Source organism: Roseivivax sp. CAU 1761, from assembly GCF_054482755.1.
Genome location: NZ_JBTLRM010000004.1, coordinates 165,666 through 184,478, shown reverse-complemented (window position 1 = coordinate 184,478; position 18,813 = coordinate 165,666). Strand labels below are relative to the sequence as shown.

19 protein-coding genes are annotated in these 18,813 nt (G+C 72.7%); 13 read left to right on the top strand and 6 right to left on the bottom strand.

Annotation, left to right across the window (positions count from 1 at the left end; genetic code table 11):
* The 3 genes from ACXYMW_RS04755 to ACXYMW_RS04745 form a co-directional block, all read left to right on the top strand.
* A partial coding sequence (locus ACXYMW_RS04755; RefSeq protein WP_459034150.1) for a hypothetical protein occupies positions 1-202 on the top strand: 202 nt, incomplete at its 5' end.
* 57 nt (positions 203-259) lie between these two features.
* Positions 260-964 carry a L,D-transpeptidase gene (locus ACXYMW_RS04750; RefSeq protein ID WP_459034149.1) on the top strand — a complete coding sequence of 235 codons (705 nt, stop codon included), beginning with the start codon at positions 260-262 and terminating at the stop codon, positions 962-964.
* Positions 965-1,072: 108 nt separating this feature from the next.
* Positions 1,073-1,954, top strand: a complete 882-nt coding sequence (locus tag ACXYMW_RS04745) for a glycosyltransferase family 2 protein (protein ID WP_459034148.1) — start codon at positions 1,073-1,075, stop codon at positions 1,952-1,954.
* Positions 1,955-2,013: 59 nt separating this feature from the next.
* Here the strand turns inward: ACXYMW_RS04745 and ACXYMW_RS04740 are convergent, their stop codons facing one another.
* Positions 2,014-2,670, bottom strand: a complete 657-nt coding sequence (locus ACXYMW_RS04740; RefSeq protein ID WP_459034147.1) for a peroxiredoxin — start codon at positions 2,668-2,670, stop codon at positions 2,014-2,016.
* A 158-nt stretch (positions 2,671-2,828) separates the two neighbouring features.
* Between ACXYMW_RS04740 and ACXYMW_RS04735 the strand changes: the two genes are divergently transcribed.
* Both ACXYMW_RS04735 and ACXYMW_RS04730 read left to right on the top strand, forming a co-directional pair.
* Complete coding sequence (locus ACXYMW_RS04735) at positions 2,829-4,268, top strand: aldehyde dehydrogenase family protein (protein WP_459034146.1); 1,440 nt, start codon at positions 2,829-2,831, stop codon at positions 4,266-4,268.
* A gap of 78 nt (positions 4,269-4,346) precedes the next feature.
* A complete protein-coding gene (locus tag ACXYMW_RS04730; protein ID WP_459034145.1) occupies positions 4,347-5,141 on the top strand; it encodes an SseB family protein in 795 nt (264 codons plus the stop codon).
* Between the two features lie 64 nt (positions 5,142-5,205).
* Here ACXYMW_RS04730 and ACXYMW_RS04725 read toward each other — a convergent pair whose 3' ends face one another.
* On the bottom strand, positions 5,206-7,551 hold the full coding sequence (locus ACXYMW_RS04725) for a hypothetical protein (RefSeq protein WP_459034144.1): 2,346 nt from the start codon (positions 7,549-7,551) through the stop codon (positions 5,206-5,208).
* A gap of 138 nt (positions 7,552-7,689) precedes the next feature.
* Between ACXYMW_RS04725 and ACXYMW_RS04720 the strand changes: the two genes are divergently transcribed.
* Positions 7,690-8,379: a thiamine diphosphokinase gene (locus ACXYMW_RS04720; protein WP_459034143.1), complete on the top strand. Its 690-nt coding sequence runs from the start codon at positions 7,690-7,692 to the stop codon at positions 8,377-8,379.
* Positions 8,380-8,501: 122 nt separating this feature from the next.
* Positions 8,502-8,660, top strand: a complete 159-nt coding sequence (locus ACXYMW_RS04715; RefSeq protein WP_459034142.1) for a hypothetical protein — start codon at positions 8,502-8,504, stop codon at positions 8,658-8,660.
* Between the two features lie 87 nt (positions 8,661-8,747).
* On the opposite strand, the gene ACXYMW_RS04710 is transcribed toward ACXYMW_RS04715, so the two are convergent.
* The 3 genes from ACXYMW_RS04710 to ettA all read right to left on the bottom strand — a co-directional run bounded on the left by ACXYMW_RS04710 (position 8,748) and on the right by ettA (position 11,243).
* Complete coding sequence (locus tag ACXYMW_RS04710; RefSeq protein WP_459034141.1) at positions 8,748-8,954, bottom strand: cold-shock protein; 207 nt, start codon at positions 8,952-8,954, stop codon at positions 8,748-8,750.
* 196 nt (positions 8,955-9,150) lie between these two features.
* Positions 9,151-9,390, bottom strand: coding sequence for a hypothetical protein (locus ACXYMW_RS04705; protein ID WP_459034140.1), 240 nt, complete (start codon positions 9,388-9,390; stop codon positions 9,151-9,153).
* 197 nt (positions 9,391-9,587) lie between these two features.
* On the bottom strand, positions 9,588-11,243 hold the full coding sequence (gene ettA / locus ACXYMW_RS04700; protein WP_459034139.1) for an energy-dependent translational throttle protein EttA: 1,656 nt from the start codon (positions 11,241-11,243) through the stop codon (positions 9,588-9,590).
* 207 nt (positions 11,244-11,450) lie between these two features.
* Between ettA and ACXYMW_RS04695 the strand changes: the two genes are divergently transcribed.
* The 5 genes from ACXYMW_RS04695 (at position 11,451) to ACXYMW_RS04675 (ending at position 15,169) form a co-directional block, all read left to right on the top strand.
* Positions 11,451-11,984 carry an MOSC domain-containing protein gene (locus ACXYMW_RS04695; RefSeq protein WP_459034138.1) on the top strand — a complete coding sequence of 178 codons (534 nt, stop codon included), beginning with the start codon at positions 11,451-11,453 and terminating at the stop codon, positions 11,982-11,984.
* Between the two features lie 9 nt (positions 11,985-11,993).
* Entirely contained in the window at positions 11,994-12,596 is a 603-nt protein-coding gene (locus tag ACXYMW_RS04690) for a nicotinate-nucleotide adenylyltransferase (RefSeq protein ID WP_459034137.1), read from the top strand.
* An 80-nt stretch (positions 12,597-12,676) separates the two neighbouring features.
* Positions 12,677-14,182 carry a D-alanyl-D-alanine carboxypeptidase/D-alanyl-D-alanine endopeptidase gene (gene dacB / locus ACXYMW_RS04685; protein ID WP_459034136.1) on the top strand — a complete coding sequence of 502 codons (1,506 nt, stop codon included), beginning with the start codon at positions 12,677-12,679 and terminating at the stop codon, positions 14,180-14,182.
* A 75-nt stretch (positions 14,183-14,257) separates the two neighbouring features.
* The gene (locus tag ACXYMW_RS04680; RefSeq protein ID WP_459034135.1) at positions 14,258-14,584 is read left to right on the top strand and encodes an antibiotic biosynthesis monooxygenase family protein; all 327 of its coding nucleotides are present in this window, start codon (positions 14,258-14,260) and stop codon (positions 14,582-14,584) included.
* 33 nt (positions 14,585-14,617) lie between these two features.
* A complete protein-coding gene (locus ACXYMW_RS04675) occupies positions 14,618-15,169 on the top strand; it encodes a hemerythrin domain-containing protein (RefSeq protein ID WP_459034134.1) in 552 nt (183 codons plus the stop codon).
* A 261-nt stretch (positions 15,170-15,430) separates the two neighbouring features.
* On the opposite strand, the gene ACXYMW_RS04670 is transcribed toward ACXYMW_RS04675, so the two are convergent.
* Positions 15,431-16,960 (bottom strand): MORN repeat-containing protein, encoded by a 1,530-nt coding sequence (locus ACXYMW_RS04670; RefSeq protein WP_459034133.1) that lies wholly within the window; start codon positions 16,958-16,960, stop codon positions 15,431-15,433.
* A gap of 160 nt (positions 16,961-17,120) precedes the next feature.
* On the opposite strand from ACXYMW_RS04670, the gene ACXYMW_RS04665 reads away from it, so the two are divergent.
* The gene (locus ACXYMW_RS04665) at positions 17,121-18,791 is read left to right on the top strand and encodes an NAD+ synthase (protein WP_459034132.1); all 1,671 of its coding nucleotides are present in this window, start codon (positions 17,121-17,123) and stop codon (positions 18,789-18,791) included.
* The last annotated feature ends 22 nt before the right edge of the window (positions 18,792-18,813 follow it).

The window sequence follows — 18,813 nt, the reverse complement described above, 5'->3', positions numbered from 1 at the left end:
GCCGGCCGCCGCCCTGCGCGCCCCGGCGAAGCCCTGCCGCGTGGCGACGCTGCCCGGCAGCCCCTGCGGCGGCGACCTGCTGCCGGCCGAGGCCGGGCAATCCGGCCCGCGGCCGGCGATGCGCGCGCCGCGCCCCGAAGGCGCGTGGTCCGGCGCCGATGCCGGACGCCGCCCGCCGCGCGATCCGCCGCGGCCTGTCTGACCGGAACCCGGGCGCGGAGATGCCGCGCCGATCCCGTCACGACAGAAAGGATGTCCCATGCTGACCCGACGCAGCTTCGCGGCGCTCGCCGCCACTTCCGCGCTGGCCGCCTGCGCCCGCCCCGCCGATCTCCGCCCTGCCGCCGCCGCCGATACCGCGCCCGCGGCGACGCCGCCGCCGATGCCCGACTTCTACGGCGCCATCCAGGGCGAGCCGTTCCCGATCGGGCGGGTGCCCGACGGTGTGGTGCCGCCCGAGCTTTGGCGGCAGGAGGTCGCCAATCCCTTTCCCGACCGCCGGCGCGGCACCATCGTCGTCGATCCCGACGCCGCCCTCCTGCATTTCGTGCAATCGCCCGGGCGCGCCATGCGCTACGGCGTCAGCGTCGGCGCGGCGGGGTTTTCCTGGCAGGGCACGGCGCGGCTGCAATTCGCCCGCGAATGGCCGGTCTGGAAGGTCCCGGCCTCGATGATCGCGCGGCGGCCCGAACTGGCGCCCTATTCGGTGGCCAGGGGCGGCATGCAGCCCGGACCCGACAACCCGATGGGCGCCCGCGCGCTCTACCTGTTCAAGGACGGGCGCGACACGCTCTACCGCATCCACGGCGCCGCGGTGCCGGCGGAGCTGGGCAAGGCGGTGTCCTCGGGCTGCATCCGGATGCTCGACCACGACGTGATCGACCTCTACGAGCGCCGCGTGCATGGCGCCGACGTGGTGGTGCTGCCGTCGCGCGCCCCGGACGGTCCGGTCGACTTCGTGTGACCGGCGCCGCCGCGCCGGGCCCGGTCCCGCGGCGCGACGGCGGCTTTCCCCCGGCGCCGCCATGGTGCAGGGTCCGGCGCAGCCCGTGTCACCCCGGAGGGAGCCCGCTTGCATCATTCTGACGCCGATGCCGCCGCCGCGCCGCGCATCCGCGCGATCAGCGTGGCCTATCGCTCGGAGCGGGTGATCGGCACCATGCTGCGCAGCCTGCCGGCCGGCACCGAGACGGTGATCGTGGAGAACGGGGCCGACGACCCGGCGGCGCTGGCCGAGGTGGCGCGCGGCGCCGGTGCGACGCTGCGCCGTCCGGGCGCCAATCTCGGCTTCGGCGGCGGCTGCAACCTCGGCGCGGAGGGGGCGGCGCGCGAGTTCCTGTTCTTCGTCAACCCCGACGCCGCGCTCGCGCCCGGCTGCCTCGCGGCGCTGGTGGCGGCGCTCGACGCCGATCCGGGCCTCGGCGCGGCCAACCCGGTGATCTGGAAGGCGCCGGGGCGGCCGCTGCTGCGCCGCCGCTCGCGGCTGTCGCGCGACCCGGCCGAGACCCTGCCCAAGGGCCTGCCCGCCGCCAGCCGCGACGTCTTTGTGCTGAGCGGTGCGGCCCTCATCGTGCGCCGCACCGCCTTCGAGGCGGTGGGCGGCTTCGACCCGGCGATCTTCCTGTTTCACGAAGACGACGATCTCTGCCTGCGGCTGCGGGCCGCCGGGCACCGGCTCGGGCTGGTGCGGGCGGCCGAACTGCACCATGCGGGGGGCGAATCGAGCCGCCCCTCGGCGGCGCTCGACGCCTTCAAGGCCTGGCATCTCGGGGCATCGCGGGTGGCCGCACGGCGCAAGCACGGCTGGCCGCGGCCGCGCCTCGCCACGGTGCTCGAGACGCTGAACGCGCTGCGCCACAGCGACACCTACCGCAGCCCGGCCAAGCGCGCCGAGGCGCTGGGCGTGCTGCGCGGCGCGCTGGGCATCGGCGGCGGCGGTCGAGCGCCCGAATGAGGCGCGCCGGGCCGGGGCGGCTCCGGGGGGCCGGGCGCGCCGGTCCCCCCGGAGCCGCCTCAGGCCGGCAGCTTGGTCATCCGCAGGTAGGGCAACACGGTCTGGTACTGGCCGAAGCGGTTGGCGGCGTCCTCCTCGGAGACCGTGGCCGGGATCACCACGTCGTCGCCGACCTGCCAGTTCGCCGGCGTCGCCACGGTGTGCTTGGCCGCGGTCTGCAGCCCGTCGAGGGCGCGCAGCACCTCGGCGAAGTTGCGGCCCACGTTCATCGGATAGGTCATGGTCAGCTTCAGCGACTTGTCCGGCGCGATGATGTAGACCGCGCGCACCGTGGCGGTGTCGTTGGGCGTGCGGCCGTCCGGCAGATAGGCGTCGGCGGGCAGCATGTCGAAGGCCTTGGAGACCGTGAGATCGCTGTCGGCGATGATCGGGAAGCCCGCGCGGGCGCCCTTGGAGACCACCTCGATGTCGGATTTCCAGCGCTTGTGGTCCTCGGCGGAATCCACCGAGACGCCGATCACCTTGGTGCCGCGCTTCTGCCATTCGTCGGAGAGCTGCGCCACGGCGCCGAACTCTGTGGTGCAGACCGGGGTGAAGTCCTTCGGGTGCGAGAACAGGATCGCCCAGCTGTCGCCGATCCATTCGTGCAGGCTGAACGTGCCCTGGTCGGTCTCGACGGTGAGATCGGGGATGGTGTCGTTGATCCTCAGGGACATGGCGGACCCTCCGTGTCTGGTTGCCGTTGCGTCCTACTTAGTCGCCTGACCCGGCCTTTGCATCCCCCGCCGCTTGCATGGCCGCCCGGGCGCTGACAGGATATGATCAAATTTCGGGGCGGCGCGGCCGCCTGGCTTCCAGGACAGGAGTGCGCGCGATGATCGAGGCCCGGCAATTCTACATCGACGGGGCATGGTGCGATCCGAGGGACGGCCGCGACCACGCGGTGATCGACCCCTCGACCGAGGAGCCCTATGCCACCATCTCGCTCGGCGGGCGCGCCGACACCGATGCCGCGGTGGCCGCGGCCAAGCGGGCGCTGCCGGGCTGGATGCACACCTCCCCGGTGGAGCGCGTGGCGCTGCTCGAGAAGCTGCTCGCCGCCTACAAGGCGCGCGCCGGCGACCTGGCCCAGGCGATGAGCCGCGAGATGGGCGCGCCGCTCGATCTGGCGCGCAAGAACCAGGTCGGGGCCGGGGCGTTCCACCTGCAGAACTTCATCGACGCGGCGCGCGCCTTCCCGTTCGAGGCGCCGCTGGGCGATCACGCGCCGAACGACCGCATCCTGCACGAGGCGGTGGGCGTCGCGGCGCTGATCACGCCGTGGAACTGGCCGATGAACCAGATCACGCTCAAGGTCGGCGCGGCGGTGGCGGCGGGCTGCACAATGGTGCTCAAGCCCTCCGAGGAAAGCCCGATGAGCGCGCTGATCTTCGCCGAGCTGATGCACGAGGCGGGCTTCCCGCCGGGCGTGTTCAACCTCGTCAACGGCGACGGGCAGGGCGTCGGCACCCAGCTTTCGGGGCACCCCGATGTCGACATGGTGAGCTTCACCGGGTCGAGCCGGGCCGGGCGGCTGATCTCCAAGGAGGCCGCCGACACCCTGAAGCGGGTGCATCTGGAGCTGGGCGGCAAGGGCGCCAACCTGGTCTTCGCCGATGCCGACGAGAAGGCGGTGAAGCGCGGCGTCATCCACATGATGCAGAACACCGGCCAGAGCTGCAACGCGCCGTCCCGCATGCTGGTTGAGGCCTCGGTCTACGACCGCGTGGTGGAGGAGGCCGCAGAGGTCGCCGGTTCGGTGAGCGTCGGCCCGGCCTCCGAGGACGGGCGGCATATCGGCCCGCTGGTCAACGCCACGCAGTGGCAGAAGGTGCAGGACCTGATCCAGACCGGCATCGACGAGGGCGCGCGGCTGGTCGCCGGCGGCCCCGGCCGGCCCGAGGGGCTGAACCGCGGCTATTTCGTGCGCCCCACGGTCTTTGCCGATGTCAGCAACGACATGACCATCGCGCGGGAGGAGATCTTCGGCCCGGTCCTGTCGATCCTGCGTTTCGAAAACGAGGCGCAGGCGGTCGAGATCGCCAATGACACGCCCTACGGCCTGACCAACTACGTGCAGACCGCCGACGGCGCCCGGCGCAACCGGCTGGCGCGCCAGCTGCGCTCCGGCATGGTCGAGATGAACGGCGAGAGCCGCGGCGCCGGGGCGCCCTTCGGCGGCATGAAGCAATCCGGCAACGGCCGCGAGGGCGGGCATTTCGGCATCGCCGATTTCTGCGAGGTCAAGGCGGTGTCGGGCTGGGCCGCGGAGTGATCCGGCCCGGCGGCTTGCGGTGACGGCGCGACCGGAGGAAGGTCGCGCCCCGTTGCCGCCGATTCGCCGGAGACCCGCATGACCGAGGCCACCCCGCTCGACGCCGCCCACCACGCGATGACCGCCGCCCCCGAGGACGGCGCGGCGCGGCTGGCCTTCTACGCCCGGCTGGGCGCGGTGGAGCTGGTCCTGATGCTCACCGAGGAGGCGGCGGGGGAGACGCTGTCGCCCGAGGTCTTCGAGCTCGAGGACGGGCCGGTGGTGCTCGCCTTCGACAGCGAGGCGCGGCTCGCGGCCTTTGCCGGGCGGCCGGTGCCCTACGCGGCGCTGCCGGGCCGGGCCCTGGCCGAGATGCTGGCCGGGCAGGGCATCGGGCTCGGGCTCAATCTGGAGGTCGCGCCGTCCTCGATCCTGCTGCCCTCCGATGCGCTCGACTGGTTCGCGGCGATGCTGGAGGAGGCGCCGGGCGAGATCGCCGAGCGCCCGGTCGCGGTGGCGCCGCCCGCCGGGGCGCCGGAGCGACTTCTGGGCGCGCTCGACGCGGCCCTGGCCCGCGCCGCCGGGCTGGCGCGCGCCGCCTGGCTGGTCGAGGCGCGCTATGCCGGGGGGCAGCGCGGGTTGCTGCTCGGGGTGGCCGACGTGGCGCCGGGCGCCGAGGGCCCGCTGGCGCGCAGCCTGCGCGAGGCGGTGGTCTTCGGCGGGCTCGAGGAGGGCGCGCTCGACCTGGCCTTCGTGGCCGGCGAGGCCGCGCTGGCGGCGCGGCTGGCCGAGGTCGGTCTGCGCTTCGACCTGCCCGACCCCGCCGCCGCGGCGCCGGCCGCCGCGCCCGCCGCCCCCGGCAGCGATCCCGACCGCCCGCCGCGGCTGCGCTGACGCGAAACGCGCGCCCCCGGGGGAGGCGCGCGCGGTCGTTCGCGAAGCGGGACCTGGCCGCGGGTCAGCCGGCGGCGCGGGCTTCGCTGCGATAGGCGATGCGGTCCGAGGCGGTGAAGCGGCCGCCCTCGATTTTGGCGATCTTGCCCTCGCGCAGCAGCTGGCCGAAGCTCCGCAGCCGGTCCTCGCGGCTCGATTCGCTGGTCTCGGCCTCGCGCAGCTTGCCCATGAGCTGCGGCCGGGTGAATTGCGGCCGCTCCTCGACGAAGGCCAGGTAGGCCGCTGCCGCTTCAAGCAGGTCCGGCAGGTCCACCGCCCCCACCGAACGCGCGAAGGCGACGAAGCCCGGCCCGCCGGCCTCGGACGGGGCCTCCGCCTCCCGCGCGACGCGGCGCGGGCGCACCGGTTCGGCGGCCGCGGCCGGCTCGGCGCCGACGCGCTGTTCGGCCACCAGCTTGAGCGGCGCCGGCCGGGACGGCGCGGGACGCTCGGCGGGGCGGCGGGCCTCGCTGGGCTTGGGGCGCCGCGGCCGCACCACATCGGCCAGATCCTCGCGGTAGGGTTCGGTCTCCTCGGTCTCGGACCGGCGCCGCCCGAGCAGCCGGTCGGCCCGGGTGGCGGCCACCGCGGCGCGCAGATGGGCGATGGCGGAGCGGCGGCGGTTGCCCTCGGGCTCGCGGAATTCGCGGTCGGTCTCGGTCATCAGCCGCGACACCGACCCGTCATCCTCGGCGATGCGGTTCTCGGTCAGCATGGCGCGGGCGGGGCTGGCCATCTTCACCGCCCGGCGCGCCGCCTCGGTGGCCTCGTCGTCGTCGTAATCGTCCGGGTCGAAGGTGTCGGCGCTGTCCTGCGCCTCGAAGCTATCGGCCTCGGGTTCGGTCGCGGCGCCGGCGCCCTCGGCCTCGTCGCTCTCGGCGAAGGCCGCCTCTCCCGACCCCTCGAAGGCCGCGGCGACCTCCTCGGCAAAGCTGTCGCCGGCACTCGCGGGCGCGTCCTCGGCCGGCGCTGCGTCGTCCGGCGCCGCGGCAGGCCCTGATCCCTCCTCCGGCGCGATTCCGGCAAGTTCGGCCTCGAGCGAGGCCAGTTCCCGCGCCAGTTCCGCCTCGTCGGCATCGGACAGGCTGCTGTCGGCGTTCGCCGCGCCATCGTCGCCGGCATCGCCGGGCTCGACCGGCGCGAAGGCGCCGCTCGCCACGGCGGCGTCAAAGACGTCGCGCTTGACCTTCACCGCGCGCGGGCGGCTCTCGGCGGCCTCCGCAATGCCGTCCGCCCCGGCGGCCTCGGCACCCGCGTCGGCCGCGTCCGGTGCGGGGACCGCATCGTCGCTTGCCGCCGCGCCGCCGGCATGGCTGTCGACCTCATCGACCTCGTCGGACATGTCTGCCGGTTCCGCGCCGGCCAGCGCCGCGGCGAGCGCGCACTCGTCCTCGGGCGCGTCCTCGGCCTCGAGGCGCGGCGCGACGGTGTCAGACCCGCTCTCGTCGCTCCCAGGCAGCGCCGGCGCCTCGGCGTCGTCGCCCCAGGCGGCGGCCCGGAAGGCGTCGGCGGCATCCGCCTGCGGGGCGGGCGGCTCGGAACGGGCATCGTCCCCGTCATCCTCGGCCAGCGCCGCGGCGGCGGCGATCAGCTCGTCGTCCGCGACGAGAAGCTCCGGAGCCCCCACGTCGATCGACTCCGGCGCCTCGGCGTCCGCCGGGGCGCCGCCGGCCGCGGTGCCGCCGTGCGTTGCGGGGGCCGCGCCGGGCGTCGTCCCGCCGCTGTCGGGGCGCGCGGTGCCCGAGGCCACGACATCGCGGATGCGCTGCAATTTCTCGGCAATGCCGCCGGGCATCGGCCGCTGCGGCAGGCGGGAGGCGGAGGCCGCCGCGGTCGAATCGGTGGCGGCCATGTCCGTCGCGGCCGGCCCGGTGAGCGGCGCATCGCGGGCGATCCGGTCGGCCAAGGCGGCGCTGGCGACCGGATCTGCGGGCTGCGCCACGCCAGTGTCCGGCGCCTGGGCTGCGGCGGGCGCCGCGTCGGGGGCAGGGCGCGTCGGCGCCTCGGCATCGCTTGCGCCGGTGACCGCCGCCGAGGCGGCGACGCTTGCGGCAAGGTCGCGGCGGGCGGCGCTCTGACCCTCCTCGGCCGCCCGGGCGGCCGTCTGAGCGTCGTGTCCGATCGAGCGCAGCCGGACCGAGCTGCCTTCGACCCGTGCCTCGACCCGGCGGGCGATCTCGCGCTCGGCGATGCGGGCCAGCATCTCGGCATCCGGGGTCGGCGGTTCGGCTCCGAAATAACGGTCGTCCTGCGCCAGGTCGCGGAAGTATTCGGCGATCGCCTTCATGGTGTCGAACGAATCGTCGAATCCCTCCAGCGTGCAGGAGAAGGTTCCGTAGGAAACCGTGAGGATTTTGCTCGAACTAACCATGTGCTGCTCACTTTCGGTCCTTTGGCCCCCGATTGTCTACCATGAGGAGCGGGACCAAAGCCGTCCGAAATCGAGTTCGGCAGCGTATGATTTCATGTCCGCATTGTGGTCCGCCGGGGGCCCTGCCATGAAATGGCCATGAAGACCCCGATTGTCAGCAGCACATCGACGGTCCTGCTGGTGGGCGGGGCACCGTGCGCGTCCGGCCCCCTGAAGCGGGCCCTGGCGCGGACCGATTGCGCGGTCGCGGCGGATGGCGGCGCGGCGACGCTTCTGGCGCTGGGCCGGATGCCCGACGCGGTGATCGGCGATCTCGATTCGCTGCCCGAAGACCTGCGCGCCCGGATCCCGCCCGCGCGGCTGCACCGCATCGCCGAACAGGACAGCACCGATTTCGACAAGGCGCTGCGCAATATCGCGGCGCCGCTGATCCTCGGCTTCGGGTTCCTCGAGGCCCGGCTCGACCATGCGCTGGCGGCGCTGACGGTCTTGGCGCGGCGCCCCGGACAGCGCTGCCTGCTGATCGGGGCGGCGGATGCGGTGGCGCTGGTGCCGCCGGAGCTGACGCTCGACCTGGCGCCGGGGACGCGGGTCTCGCTCTATCCGCTGTGCGAGATCTCCGGCCGCTCGGAGGGGCTGCGCTGGCCCATCGACGGGCTGCGCCTGGCGCCCGGCGGACGGATCGGCACCTCGAACGAGGCGCTGGGACAGGTGCGGCTGCGGCCCGGGGCGCCGGGCCTCGTGGTCCTGGTGCCCGGCGACGCGGCCGGGCGGCTGGAGGCGGGCCTCAGGGCCGCCCCGCCCTGGCCCGAGGCGGCGTCCGGCTGAGCCGTCCGGCCTCGGCAAGCCGCCGCCGAGCGCCGCGCCGGCCCGGGAACGGCCGGGACGCCCGCGAGTTGACGCTGCGAACGGGCGATGGTCGCCCGCACCCAGTCGAGGAGGATCGAGACATGTCCATCGGAGGCATCATCCGCACCGCCCTGACCGGCTTTGCCCGGTCGCGCCGCGGCACCCATTACCGTCGTCCGGTCGGCGCGCCGATGCGCCGCCGCAGCCCCAAGGGCCGGCTGATCAGCGGCCTGCTGGGCCTCGCGCGCCGCAAGATGTGAGCCGGGGCCCGGCGCGCCGGGCACCCCTGTGAAACGACAAAGGCCGCTCCTCGGAGCGGCCTTTTCGATCTCGCGATCCTGGTCGGATCAGGCGATGGAGAGGTTCACCGCGCTCTCGCGGCCGTCACGGCCGGATTCGATGTCGTAGGTGACCTTCTGGTCGTCGCGCAGGCCGGTCAGGCCCGAACGCTCGACGGCGGAGATGTGCACGAACACGTCCTTGCCGCCGGTTTCCGGTGCAATGAAGCCGTAGCCTTTGGTGGTGTTGAACCACTTCACGGTGCCAGTTGCCATGAGTGTCTTCCTCGTCTGTTTTCGCTGCCCGCGGAACTGCGGCAGCCCGGCGACGTCACGTCTGGTCGATAGTCTGAGTGCCGGGGTCGGAAAACAGCAGGGTCGAAGAGTAGATCGTCAGCGTTTTCCCATATGGCAGGGACGACCTCAATTTGCAAGTTGTTTCGAATGCCGGCCGGGACGATTGGCCGCGGGGTCAGCCCTTTTCCGCCGATCCCGCCTTGTCGCGGGCGATGCGCTGCTCGCGCAGGCGCGCGGTGGCCTCGGCGCGGTGGCGGCGTTCGTCCTCGATGATCTGGCGGGCGGCGGCGGTGGTCTGGTCGCCGCGCGAGGGGGCGGCCGGGGCGACCGGGGTGGCGATGCTGCGCGCGGCGCGGCTGCGGGTCGCGTCCATGCGGGCTTCGAGTTTGGCGAAAGTTTCTTCGAGGGTGCTCATGTCGGTCCATACGTGCTGAAAGCGAGGGGCCTGCCCTTTCACATAGCGGGATCCGGCATTCGGCAAGGGCGCCGAGCGCGCCCGGGGGCGCGCGCCAGCGGTCCTCCGCGCACGCGAAACGGTCGGCAGACCCTCGGCCCGCCGCCCGTTCCCTGGCCCTCGCGCGGCGCGCGGTCGCGCGCCCGCCGCCCGTCGCCTCAGCGGGCGAACTTCTTGAACTTCACCCGCTTGGGCTCCACCGCATCGGGGCCGAGGCGGCGCTTCTTGTCCTCCTCGTAATCCTCGAAATTGCCCTCGAACCATTCCACATGGGCCTCGCCCTCGAAGGCCAGGATGTGGGTGCAGATGCGGTCGAGAAAGAAGCGGTCGTGGCTGATCACCACGGCGCAGCCGGCGAAATCCACCAGCGCATCCTCGAGCGCGCGCAGCGTCTCCACGTCGAGGTCGTTGGTCGGTTCGTCGAGCAGCAGCACGTTGCCGCCGGATTTCAGCAGCCGCGCCATGTGCACGCGGTTGCGCTCGCCGCCCGAAAGCTGGCCCACCACCTTCTGCTGGTCGGAGCCCTTGAAGTTGAAGGCGCCGCAATACTTGCGCGAATTGATCTCCGCATCGCCGAGCTTGATCAGCTCGGCGCCGCCGGTGATCGCCTCCCAGACGGTGTCGGTCGGGTTCAGGTCGTCGCGGGTCTGGTCGACATAGCTGAGCTCGACGGTCTCGCCGTACTCGATCTTGCCGTCATCGGGCTGCTCCTGCCCGGTGAGCATCTTGAACAGCGTCGACTTGCCGGCGCCGTTCGGGCCGATGACGCCGACGATGCCGCCCGGCGGCAGCGAGAAGGACAGGTCCTCGATCAGGAGCTTGTCGCCCATCGCCTTCCGCAGGTTCTCGATCTCGATCACCTTGCCGCCGAGCCGGGGGCCGTTGGGGATGACGATCTGCGCCTTGCCGACGCGCTCCTTCTCGGACTGGCTGGCCATCTTCTCGTAGGCCTGGATCCGCGCCTTGGACTTGGCCTGGCGCGCCTTCTGGCCCTGCCGCATCCATTCCAGCTCGCGCGACAGCGTGCGCTGCTTGGCCTTGTCCTCGCGCGCCTCCTGCTCCAGCCGCTTGGCCTTCTGCTCCAGCCACGAGGAATAATTGCCCTCGTAGGGAATGCCGCGGCCGCGGTCGAGCTCGAGGATCCAGCCGGTGATGTCGTCGAGGAAGTAGCGGTCGTGGGTGACGCAGAGGATGGTGCCCTTGTAGGCGATCAGGTGGTTCTGCAGCCAGGCGATGGTCTCGGCGTCGAGGTGGTTGGTCGGCTCGTCGAGGAGCAGCATGTCGGGCGCTTCGAGCAGGAGCTTGCAGAGCGCCACCCGGCGCACCTCGCCGCCCGAGAGCGACGCCACCTCGGCATCGTCCGGCGGGCAGCGCAGCGCCTCCATGGCGACGTCGATCTGGCTGTCGAGATCCCACAGGTTCTCACCGTCGATCTCGTCCTGGAGCTGCGCCATCTCGTCAGCGGTCTCGTCGGAATAGTTCATCGCCAGTTCGTTGAAGCGGTCGAGCTTGGCCTTCTTCCGGGCCACACCCAGCATCACGTTGCCGCGCACGTCGAGGCTCTGGTCGAGCTGCGGCTCCTGCGGCAGGTAGCCGATGCGCGCGCCCTCGGCGGACCACGCCTCGCCTGAGAAGTCCTTGTCGATCCCGGCCATGATCTTCAGCAGCGTCGACTTGCCGGCGCCGTTGACGCCGACGACGCCGATCTTGACGCCGGGCAGGAAGTTCAGGCGGATGTTCTCGAAACATTTCTTGCCGCCGGGATAGGTCTTGGAGACCCCGTCCATGTGATAGACGTATTGGTAGGCTGCCATGCGGGCGCTCCGTCAATTCGTGATCTGAGGTTTGGGCGGCTCAATACGCGATCTCGGCGCGGGTCGGAAGGGGGCCTATGGCGCCGCGGCGGAGCGGCGCGCGGCCTCGCGCGGACCGGATGCCGCGGCGAAGGGGCGCCGGGACAGCGACAGGACAGCGACCGGACAGCGCCGGGGCGGCGACGGGACAGCGACGGGGCGGAGTTCATGAGCGATCTGGGGGAGATGACGGGCCGCCACGCCCAGCCCGGGCGGCTGGTCTGGATCGGCCTGCGGCCCGCGCGCCGGGCCGCGATGCGCGCCGTCGCGGCGGCGCAGGTCGGCCCCGCGGGGCTCGACGGCGATCACGCCGGGGCCGGGCCGCGCGCCGTCACCCTCCTGCAGGCCGAGCACCTGGCGGTGATCGGCGCGCTGCTCGGCCGCCCGCCGGTGCCGCCGGAGGCGCTGCGCCGCAACCTCGTGGTGGCGGGCATCAACCTCGCCGCGCTGCGCCACTGGACCTGCCGGATCGGCGGCGTGCTGCTGCGGCCGGGCAAGCTCTGTGCGCCGTGCTCGCGGATGGAGGAAACCCTCGACCATGGCGGCTATTCCGCGGTGCGCGGCCATGGCGGGTTCTACGCCGAGGTGCTCGCCCCCGGCCGCCTGCGGCTGGGCGACGCCGTGACGGCGGCGCCACGCGACGGGGCGGACGGCGATGGGGCGGCCGGGCCGGACGTTGCGGGTCCGCGGGGCGGCCGTTAAGCCGGCGCCATGGTCGCGCGCCTTCCCCTTGCGCCGGGGCTCCGTGTCGGGCTTTTCGGCGGCTCCTTCGATCCGCCCCATGCGGGCCATGTCCACGTCACCCGCGAGGCGCTGAAGCGCTTCGGGCTCGACCGCGTGGTCTGGCTGGTCTCTCCCGGCAATCCCCTGAAACGGCGCGGTCCGGCGCCGCTTGCCGCGCGCCTCGACGCGGCGCGCCGGCTGATGCGCCATCCCCGGGTGATCGTCAGCGACATCGAGGCGGCGCTCGGCACGCGCTACACCGCCGCTACGCTGGCGGCGCTGACCGCGCGCCATCCCGGCACCCGGTTCGTCTGGCTGATGGGGGCCGACAACCTCGCCCAGTTCCACCGCTGGGAGGATTGGCAGGGCATCGCGGCGACCCTGCCGCTCGGCGTGCTGGCGCGGCCGGGCGAGCGGCTCGGCGCCCTGACCTCGGTGGCGGCGCACCGGCTGGCGGCCGCCCGGCTGCCCGCCGCGGCGGCGCCCTGCCTGCCGTTCCGGGCGGCGCCGGCCTGGTGCTTTCTCAACGTCCCGCTGCGCGCCGTCAGCTCGACCGCGATCCGCGCCGGGGGCGCCTGGCCCGAAACCTGAGGCGCCGCGCCGGCAGGGCCGGCGATACGCGCTTGCGCAGGGTTCTTGTCGGAGGCCGGGGCGCGGGCTAACTCCGATGCATGGTTCAACAACTCACCCGTCGCCGTGTCCTCGCGGCCCTGCTTGCCACCGCCGCCGGTCCGGTCTTCGCCGAGGCCCCGGAAACCTCGCCGCGCCCGGTGGCCCGCGGCGACGACCTGCTGAGCCAGGCACTGCCGAGCCTCGACGAGATCGTCGCCCAGGCCGGGCTTGACGGCAGCTTCGGCTTCGCGGTGGCCGAGACCCGCACGGGCGAGATCCTCGAGGAACGCTCGGGCGCGCTGGGCCTGCCGCCGGCCTCGGTGGCCAAGGCGCTCACCGCGGCCTACGCGCTCGACGTGCTGGGCCCCGACCACGTCTTCACCACTCGGGTCATGGCCACCGGCCCGGTCGACGCGACCGGGCGGCTCGACGGCGACCTGATCCTCGCCGGCGGCGGCGATCCCACCCTCGACACCGACCACCTGTCGCAGCTCGCCGGGGCGTTGCGCGAGGCCGGGGTCGAGACGGTGGCGGGCAAGCTGCTGGTCTGGGGCGGGGCGCTGCCCGAGGTCGCCACCATCGACCCGGCCCAGCCCGACCATGTCGGCTATTCCCCGGGCGTCTCGGGGCTGAACCTGAACTACAACCGGGTGCATTTCGAATGGCGCCGCGCCGGGCAGGGCTACGACATCAGCCTCGACGGCCGCTCCGACAGCCTGCGCCCACCGGTCAACATGGCGCGCATGGTGGTGGTGGCGCGCTCGACGCCGATCTACACCTATGTCGATACCGGGCGCCGCGACGACTGGACGGTGGCGCGCAACGCGCTCGGCAATGGCGGCGCGCGCTGGCTGCCGGTCAAGCGCCCGGCGCTCTATGCCGGCGAGGTGTTCCAGGCCGTGGCCGGCGCCAAGGGCCTGCGGCTGCCGGCGCCGCGGCTGATCGAGGACCTGCCCGAGGGGGCCGAGACGCTGGTCCGCCGCGAGAGCGCGCCGCTCGACGCGATCCTGCGCGAGATGCTGAAATGGTCCACCAACCTGACCGCCGAGGCGGTGGGGCTCGCCGCCACCGCGGCGCGCCAGGGCACGGTGCCGGACAGCCTCGAGGCCTCGGCGGCGGTGATGAACGACTGGGCGCAGGCCGAGCTCGGCCTGACCGACGTGGCGCTGACCGACCATTCCGGGCTCGGCGATGCCAGCCGCATCTCGGCCGCCGACATGGTGCAGGCGCTGGTCGCGGTACGGGCGCGGCTGCCGCTCAAGCCGCTCCTCAAGGACATCCCGATCCGCGACGAGGCGCGGCGGGTGATCTCCGGCCACCCGCTTTCGGTGCGGGCCAAGACCGGCACGCTGAACTTCGTCAGCGGGCTGGCGGGCTACATCGACACCCCCGACGGCACCGAGCTGGCCTTCGCGGTGTTCTCCGGCGACCTGCCGCGCCGCGACGCCATCCCGCGCGAGGACCGCGAGGGCCCGCCGGGCATGCGCACCTACAACACGCGGGCCAAGAAGTTCCAGATGGAGCTGATCAAGCGCTGGGGCGCGCTCTACGGCCGGTCGAGCTGAGCGCCGAGATGCAGCGAGATTGGCAGACGGCATGGGCAGTGGCACAGTGGAAGAACGCCGAGACAGGAGGAGCCCATGCCGAAAATCGCGCATCCGAGCGACGTCCAGACCGTGATCACCACCTTCGAGATGTCGCCGGGGACCTGCCCGGAACTCCTCGACGCGCTGAAGGAGGCATATGCGGATTTCATCTCGCAGCAGCCCGGCTTCATCGCCGCGGGCCTGCACGTCAACGACGCGCATACCCGGATCGCGAACTATTCGCAGTGGCAGAGCCGCGAGGACTTCTTGGCGATGCTGCGGCATCCCGAGATGCAGCAGCACAACAAGCGCTTCAGCTCGCTCTGCCGCGCCTTCGAGCCGGTGATGTACGAGGTCGCGGCCACCTTCTTCGCGGAATGATCGGGGCGCCCGGCGACCCCCGGGAAATGCCTCATGGATGACACGCTCAAGCTCGACCGGCGCGACGGGCTACCAGAGGCGCTGCGGCTTCTGGCGGCCGAGTTCCCGCGCCCGGACTGGCAGGGCCATGACCGTTTCGGCGGTCTGGTGCAGTTCTGGATGGAGCGCCACGGCATGTTTCGCCAGATCTGCGCGGCGCTCGACGAGGACGTGCAGGCGCGGCTCTCCGGGCGCCTGTCGCCCGAGGCGCAGGCGGCCCGGCTGGGCCGCTACGGGTCGCTGCTGGTCAACGAGCTGCACAACCATCACCGCATCGAGGACATGCACTACTTCCCGGCGCTGTCCGGGCTGGAGCCGCGGCTCGACTGCGGCTTCGCACTGCTCGACGCCGACCATCACGCCATGGACGGGCTGCTCGACGCCTTCGCGCAGAGCGCCAACGGAGTGATCGACGGCAGCGCCGAGCCCGGCCGCTTCCACGACGACCTGACCCGGTTCGCGGCGCTGCTGGAACGGCACCTGACCGACGAGGAGGACCTGGTCGTGCCGGTGATCCTGAAGCACGGCGACGCGGCGCTGGGCTGAGCCGGTCCGAAAGCGGGCGTGGCCCCCGGGGCCGGGGCGCACTCCGCGGGGTAGGGCCTGCGGACCGCCGCGGCGACACGATCCCCGGTCAGCGGGGTGCCGTCCCTCAGTGCCATCTTGCGCAGTGCCCGGCAGCCCTCAGGAAGCCGGTTGGCCGGCCCGCCCCGGCCGCGCCCGTTCGCGTCCAGCCCCCGCGCGTCCCCAGGGCGGCGGAGGCTCCGGAAGTCCCGTGCCAACCTTGTGCGCCCGAACGGGCGCGGCTCAGCCGTCCTCGCCCGGCGTCGGGGCGGCGCCCTCGGCGGCTTCGGGTCCGGCCGGGGCCGGCGGCGTTTCGGCGCTGTCGCCGGCCTCGGCGGCAGCATCCGGCGCCGCGCCGGCGGGGTCCCGGCGCGACAGCGCGCCGTTGACCCATTCGCCGGCGGCGGTCTCCCCGGTGGCGTAGGTCATGGTGCCCTGGCCCTGGCGCTTGCCGTCCACGAAGGTGCCCTCGTAGACGTCGCCATTGGCGTAGGTCGCGACCCCGGTGCCGGAGATCTCGCCGTTCTCCCAGCCGCCGGAATAGCGGAAGCCGTCGGCCATCACGATCTCGCCCTCGCCGTGGCGCTGGCCGTCGGCGAACTCCCCGGTATAGACCGTGCCGTCGGGATAGGTCGCCGTGCCCTGGCCCTCGCGGCGGCCATCGACCCAGGCGCCGTCGTAGCGGTAGCCGTCGGGATAGGTCATCACCCCCTGGCCGTGGTTCTTGGCGTTGCGGAACTCGCCCTCGTAGGTCAGCCCGTTGGCGTATTCGGCCCGGCCCCGGCCCTCGATCACGCCGTCGACCCATTCGCCCTCGTAGGTCGAGCCGTCGGGATAGGTGATCTTGCCGGTGCCGTGCGCCAGCCCGTCCTTCAGCGCGCCGACATAGACCGATCCGTCGGGATAGGCGACGCGGCCCTCGCCCTCGATCCGGCCCTCGACCCAGCTGCCGGTATATTCGTAGCCGTCGGCGCCGCGGAACGTGCCCTCGCCGTGGCGCTGGTCGTCCGCGAAGGCGCCCTCGTAGACGTCGCCGTTGGCGTAGGTGACCCGGCCCTCGCCGTCGCGCCGGCCCTCCACCAGGTCGCCCTCGTAGACGTCGCCGCCGGGCTGGGTCAGGCGGCCGCGGCCGTCGATCTGGCCGTCATCCCACATGCCCTCGTAGATCAGCCCGTCGGGCATGGTGAGCGTGCCCTCACCCTCGCGCGCGCCGCCCGAGACCCGGCCCTCGTAGACCGAGCCGTCGGGATAGGTGATGGTGCCGTTGCCTTCCTTGACGCCGTTCACCCAGTCGCCCTCGTAGCGATAGCCCGAAGGCGCCGTCATGATGCCGCGGCCATGGTGCAGGGCGTTGCGGAAGCCGCCCTCGTAGCGCACCCCGTTGGCATATTCCGCGACCCCCTGGCCGGTGATCTTGCCGTCGACCCAGGTGCCCTCGTAGGTGCCGCCATCGGCAAAGGTGATCTGGCCGCGGCCCTCGGGCTTGCCCTTGACGAACTGGCCCTCGTAGACCGAGCCGTTGGGGAAGGTGGCGCGGCCCTCGCCGCGAATCTCGCCCTCGACCCATTCGCCGACATATTCGTAGCCGTTGGGTAGCCGGTACGTGCCGGTGCCGTGCTGCAACCCGTCCTCGAAGGTGCCTTCGTAGACGCCGCCGTCTTCGTATTGTTTGGTCTGCACCGTGACGCCGGTCTGGGCCTGCGCGCAGAGCGGCAGCGCCAGCGCGCCGGCGGTGATGAGGATCCTGCCATATCCGTCCATGCGTCGGGTCATGCCTCCGGTCGCCCCTGGTTGCGGCAAGGTGCCTGAAAGTGCCGGAAAACTAGTGGAGCGGGGAGGGAGGCACAATCTCTTTCGGCCCGGCGCGCTTTTCCTCGCCGGACGGTCTGCTATGTCGGCTCTGGATTTTCTCGCGGCAAGGCAGGGGCGCGGCATGACGGAACGGTTCCGGCTCACTTTGGCACAGCTCAACCCGGTGCTCGGCGATCTCGACGGCAATGCCGCCAAGGCGCGGGCGGCCTGGGAGCGGGCGCGCGCCGACGGCGCCGACATGGTGGCGCTGCCGGAAATGTTCATCACCGGCTACAACGCGCAGGACCTGATCCTGAAGCCGAGCTTCCACCTCGCCGCGATCCGCGCCGTCGAGGCGCTGGCGCGGGACTGCGCCGACGGCCCGGCGCTGGCCATCGGCGGGCCGTGGATCGAGGGCGCGGAGCTCTTCAACGCCTATTTCGTGTGCAAGGAAGGCCGCATCGCCACGCAGGTCCTCAAGCACCACCTGCCGAACCACGCGGTCTTCGACGAGCAGCGCATCTTCGGCTCGGGCCCGATCGGCGGTCCCTACGGCATCGGGCCGGCGCGCATCGGCTCGCCGATCTGCGAGGATGCCTGGTACGAGGACGTGGCCGAGACCCTGGCCGAGACCGGGGCGGAGATCCTGGTGGTGCCGAACGGCTCGCCCTATCATCGCGACAAGGCGGCGCTCAGGCTCAATCACATGGTGTCCCGGGTGGTCGAGACCGGCCTGCCGCTGGTCTATCTCAACATGGTGGGCGGCCAGGACGACCAGGTCTTCGACGGCGGCTCCTTCGTGCTCAACCCCGGCGGCCGGCTGGCCGCGCAGCTGCCGCTCTTCGAGGAGGCGGTGGCGACGGTGGAGTTCCGCCGCGACGGGCCGGGGGACGGCTGGATCTGCGCCGACGGCCCGTTCGAACGCCACCCCGAGGCGGAGATGGAGCGCGATTACCGGGCGATGGTGCAGGGCCTGCGCGACTATTGCGCCAAGTCCGGGTTCGCGCGGGTGCTGCTGGGGCTCTCGGGCGGGGTCGATTCGGCGCTGGTCGCGGCCATCGCGGCGGATGCGCTGGGGCCTGCGAACGTGCGCTGCGTGATGCTGCCCTCGCCCTACACCTCGGAGGCCTCGCTCGAGGATGCCCGCGCCGTGGCCGAGCGGCTGGGCTGTCCCTATGACACGCTGCCGATCGACGGGCCGCGCGCCGCGGTGACCGAGGCGCTGGCGCCGCTCTTCGCCGGACGGGGCGCCGACCTGACCGAGGAGAACCTGCAATCGCGCCTGCGCGGCCTGCTGCTGATGGCGCTGTCGAACAAGTTCGGCGAGATGCTGCTGACCACCGGCAACAAGTCCGAGGTCGCGGTCGGCTATGCCACGATCTACGGCGACATGGCGGGCGGCTTCAATCCGATCAAGGACCTCTACAAGACCGGCGTCTTCGCCGCCTGCCACTGGCGCAACGCCAACCACCGCGGCTGGATGAAGGGGCCGGAGGGGGCGCCGATCCCGGAGCGGGTGATCACCAAACCGCCCTCGGCCGAGCTGCGCGAGGACCAGAAGGACAGCGATTCGCTGCCCGATTACCCGGTGCTCGACTCGATCCTCGAGATCCTCGTGGAGCGCGACGGCTCGATCGAGGATTGCGTCGCGGCCGGGCATGACCGCGCCGATGCCGCCCGGGTCGAGGCGCTGGTCTATGGCAGCGAGTACAAGCGCTACCAGGCGGCGCCGGGGGTCCGGCTGACGCGCCGCGCCTTCTGGCTCGACCGGCGCTACCCGATCGTCAATCACTGGCGCGACGGCCGGCGCTGAGGCGCGCGGGCGACTGGGCAGG

Excerpts from the sequence above, each read along its gene's own strand:
- ACXYMW_RS04750 (WP_459034149.1), top strand. The coding sequence starts at position 260 with ATGCTGACCCGACGCAGCTTCGCGGCGCTCGCCGCCACTTCCGCGCTG.
- ACXYMW_RS04740 (WP_459034147.1), bottom strand. The coding sequence starts at position 2,670 with ATGTCCCTGAGGATCAACGACACCATCCCCGATCTCACCGTCGAGACC.
- ACXYMW_RS04735 (WP_459034146.1), top strand. The coding sequence starts at position 2,829 with ATGATCGAGGCCCGGCAATTCTACATCGACGGGGCATGGTGCGATCCG.
- ACXYMW_RS04730 (WP_459034145.1), top strand. The coding sequence starts at position 4,347 with ATGACCGAGGCCACCCCGCTCGACGCCGCCCACCACGCGATGACCGCC.
- ACXYMW_RS04725 (WP_459034144.1), bottom strand. The coding sequence starts at position 7,551 with ATGGTTAGTTCGAGCAAAATCCTCACGGTTTCCTACGGAACCTTCTCC.
- ACXYMW_RS04720 (WP_459034143.1), top strand. The coding sequence starts at position 7,690 with ATGAAGACCCCGATTGTCAGCAGCACATCGACGGTCCTGCTGGTGGGC.
- ACXYMW_RS04715 (WP_459034142.1), top strand. The coding sequence starts at position 8,502 with ATGTCCATCGGAGGCATCATCCGCACCGCCCTGACCGGCTTTGCCCGG.
- ACXYMW_RS04710 (WP_459034141.1), bottom strand. The coding sequence starts at position 8,954 with ATGGCAACTGGCACCGTGAAGTGGTTCAACACCACCAAAGGCTACGGC.
- ACXYMW_RS04705 (WP_459034140.1), bottom strand. The coding sequence starts at position 9,390 with ATGAGCACCCTCGAAGAAACTTTCGCCAAACTCGAAGCCCGCATGGAC.
- ettA (WP_459034139.1), bottom strand. The coding sequence starts at position 11,243 with ATGGCAGCCTACCAATACGTCTATCACATGGACGGGGTCTCCAAGACC.
- ACXYMW_RS04695 (WP_459034138.1), top strand. The coding sequence starts at position 11,451 with ATGAGCGATCTGGGGGAGATGACGGGCCGCCACGCCCAGCCCGGGCGG.
- ACXYMW_RS04690 (WP_459034137.1), top strand. The coding sequence starts at position 11,994 with ATGGTCGCGCGCCTTCCCCTTGCGCCGGGGCTCCGTGTCGGGCTTTTC.
- dacB (WP_459034136.1), top strand. The coding sequence starts at position 12,677 with ATGGTTCAACAACTCACCCGTCGCCGTGTCCTCGCGGCCCTGCTTGCC.
- ACXYMW_RS04680 (WP_459034135.1), top strand. The coding sequence starts at position 14,258 with ATGCCGAAAATCGCGCATCCGAGCGACGTCCAGACCGTGATCACCACC.
- ACXYMW_RS04675 (WP_459034134.1), top strand. The coding sequence starts at position 14,618 with ATGGATGACACGCTCAAGCTCGACCGGCGCGACGGGCTACCAGAGGCG.
- ACXYMW_RS04670 (WP_459034133.1), bottom strand. The coding sequence starts at position 16,960 with ATGACCCGACGCATGGACGGATATGGCAGGATCCTCATCACCGCCGGC.
- ACXYMW_RS04665 (WP_459034132.1), top strand. The coding sequence starts at position 17,121 with ATGACGGAACGGTTCCGGCTCACTTTGGCACAGCTCAACCCGGTGCTC.